This window comes from Parasphingorhabdus sp., from assembly GCF_041748495.1.
Lineage (GTDB): Bacteria > Pseudomonadota > Alphaproteobacteria > Sphingomonadales > Sphingomonadaceae > Parasphingorhabdus.
The window spans coordinates 1-2,645 of record NZ_JBGTDD010000134.1 but is presented as its reverse complement, the minus strand read 5'-3'; the positions used below and the strand labels follow the sequence as shown (position 1 = coordinate 2,645).

Annotated in this window: 5 protein-coding genes; 2 read left to right on the top strand and 3 right to left on the bottom strand. The window is 56.1% G+C overall.

Annotated features, from left to right (window positions below):
* Positions 1–226: 226 nt before the first annotated feature.
* Positions 227–1,087, bottom strand: coding sequence for a carboxylating nicotinate-nucleotide diphosphorylase (gene nadC, locus ACEW8J_RS11820; RefSeq protein WP_373491846.1), 861 nt, complete (start codon positions 1,085–1,087; stop codon positions 227–229).
* A 169-nt stretch (positions 1,088–1,256) separates the two neighbouring features.
* Between nadC and ACEW8J_RS11815 the strand changes: the two genes are divergently transcribed.
* Complete coding sequence (locus ACEW8J_RS11815; protein WP_373491845.1) at positions 1,257–1,487, top strand: BrnT family toxin; 231 nt, start codon at positions 1,257–1,259, stop codon at positions 1,485–1,487.
* On the top strand, positions 1,444–1,728 hold the full coding sequence (locus tag ACEW8J_RS11810) for a helix-turn-helix domain-containing protein (RefSeq protein WP_373491844.1): 285 nt from the start codon (positions 1,444–1,446) through the stop codon (positions 1,726–1,728). The genes ACEW8J_RS11815 and ACEW8J_RS11810 overlap by 44 nt, the downstream gene beginning before the upstream one ends.
* A gap of 245 nt (positions 1,729–1,973) precedes the next feature.
* On the opposite strand, the gene ACEW8J_RS11805 is transcribed toward ACEW8J_RS11810, so the two are convergent.
* Together ACEW8J_RS11805 and nadA are read right to left on the bottom strand one after the other, a co-directional pair.
* Positions 1,974–2,315, bottom strand: coding sequence for a hypothetical protein (locus ACEW8J_RS11805; RefSeq protein ID WP_373491843.1), 342 nt, complete (start codon positions 2,313–2,315; stop codon positions 1,974–1,976).
* 18 nt (positions 2,316–2,333) lie between these two features.
* On the bottom strand, positions 2,334–2,645 hold a 312-nt coding region (gene nadA / locus ACEW8J_RS11800; RefSeq protein ID WP_373491842.1), incomplete at its 5' end, for a quinolinate synthase NadA.

The window sequence follows — 2,645 nt, the reverse complement described above, 5'->3', positions numbered from 1 at the left end:
CTAGAGTTCTACTCCCAAGAACAGCTTGTCCCACGTAACTGATAAAGATCGAACTCCAGAACAGCCAATCAAACCAGATGATCGTGTGCGGACGATGTTTGATCAATGCCAATTCAAATCTCTCGTTTATCCGTCATGCTGAACTCGTTTCAGCATCCAGAGCGGCCTGCCTCATAGATTCCGGACTGAAGCTCTGGTTCCCGAATCAAGTCCGGGATGACGATGTCTAAACCTGCGCAAAATCCAAACCGATATCCGCCGCCGGTGCCGATTGTGTCAAACGCCCCACCGAAATATAGTCCACTCCGGTCTCTGCCTTGTCGCGGATGGTTTCCAGCGTCACGCCTCCGCTCGCTTCCGTCTCCACCCGGCCGCCGATCAGCGTCACCGCTCCGCGCAGGGTCGCCGGTTCCATATTGTCGAGCAGCAGATGGGTTGCTCCCGCTGCCAAAGCCGGTTCGATCTGGTCGACCCGGTCGACTTCGCAGATGATATTTTCGACGCCCGCGTCCCTGGCACGGCGAACCGCTTCGCCGACCGAGCCCGCGACCGCGACATGATTATCCTTGATCATCGCCGCATCCCACAGGCCCATGCGATGGTTCTGTGCCCCGCCCATCCGCGTCGCATATTTCTCCAGCACCCGCAGCCCCGGTATGGTCTTGCGCGTATCGAGCAAGGTGCAACCAGTGCCCTTGATCCGCTCGACATAGGCGCGGGTCATGGTCGCGATGCCGGTGAGATGCTGCACCGTGTTGAGCGCGCTTCGCTCGGCGGTCAGCATCGCCCGGCCCTTGCCCTTCAGGCGCATGATATCCGTGCCGGCCGGGACCATCTCGCCTTCCTTGGCAAGAATTTCAATTTCTACATCGGGATCGAGCGCCCGAAAAAAGGCTTCGGCGATCGGCAGCCCGACAATCACGGCCGCATGGCGGCTGTCCATCACCCCGGAAAAAATCGCATCGGCGGGAATCACCGCTTCGGATGTGACATCGCGGCCGCCTCGCCCATAAGGCGCGCCGAGATCTTCTGAGAGAGTGGCAGCGACGAAAGCGTCGAGATCGAAGCGGTCCAGGGTGAAGGTCATATGCTCTTCTAGCCATTCCCGCGTCGCGCTCAAGACAAACTGTGTTTGGCCGAAACTGTCAGGACTTGTGGAGCGGTGCCGCTTGCGGTAACTATGTGATTCACATATGATGCGGCATGGATTTTGAATCTGATCCTGCCAAAGACAAGGCGAACCGGCGCAGCATCTTTTGCCGCTGTCGTTCGGGCAGAGAATTTTTGATGATCCTTTTCATACGATAGCCGAGACAATCCGGCTTGGTGATGAGGAGCAGCGCTTTAAGCTGATTGGTGAAGTTGATGGCAAGCTATTCACGGCGATCCACGTGTGGCGCTGTGACATCATAAGGTTCATCTCGGTACGGAGGAGCAACAGCAGTGAACAAAGAGACTATGATCGCAATCCCGGCCGACCCCAATGACCCGGAAGATCGAGACGTCAGCGTTGCGGCGCTTGAACGCGCCCATATGGGCCGCTTCATCCGGGTGCTTCGCCACGATCTGGGCATGACGCAGGAAGAATTTTCAACGGCTTATGGCATCCCGCTCGCCAATATCCGCCAATATGAGATCGCCCGCCACATGCCCCCGCCAGCGGTCCGCGCCTATCTGAAGGTGATCCGCGCCGAACCCGAGGTGGTGAAACGGGCAATGGCAGGGTGATTTTTCCATCTCCCGTGCGGGAGAGGGTTGCGGAGGCTTAGCGGGGAACGAGTTTAGCAGAAGCTGGATGAGGGTGCACAATCCCGAAGGCTGTCCGTTAGTGGTGAGCCTGTCGAACCACGCGTCTAGGCGATAGGCGCCCTTCGACAAGCTCAGGACTAACGGTTGAAAACCCGCATCACGCCACTTTGTCATTCCCACGATGGCAGGAATCGAGCCGATGCCGCCACAACTTGGTTAATCGCTCACTTTTCAGAAGTCGAAATTTCTGCGAATTGCCCACTTTTCACAAGTGCTTCAGCAAATGCCAAAACGACAGAATTATCGTCATTTTCTATTTCAAAGTCATCTGCCATGATGAACGGAAGCTCCCAATTTGAAATCGCCAATATGAACTTGCCTATGGGAGAAATATAACGCCGAATATGCTCATCATTTTCCCAAACATCCTCAGTCGAGACCAGCACTGCCTTGAGGCTTAGCAAAACAGTGTCCCAGAGAGGCTCAAACTTGCCAGTTGGAATCGCCTGAAATTCAATCAGAAGTCTCTCTGACTCGTAACCTTTGCGAACTTCAAAACTGGACATTTGCAGCCCACATCGCAACTACCCCTCATGCGCCAGATCAGTCGGCCCCAGATCCCCCTGCCCGACCGTCGCGCTCGCCATTTCCATCATCCGGTCGATCGATTTGCGCGCCTTTAGCCGCAATTCCTCGTCCATTTCGATCCGGGGTTTCAGATCGCGCAGCGCGACATAGAGTTTCTCCATCGTGTTCAGCGCCATATAGGGGCAGATATTGCAGTTGCAGTTGCCGTCCGCGCCGGGCGCGCCGATGAAATTCTTTTCCGGCACCGCCTTTTCCATCTGGTGGATGATATGCGGCTCGGTGGCGATGATGATCGTGTCGCCGTCAAA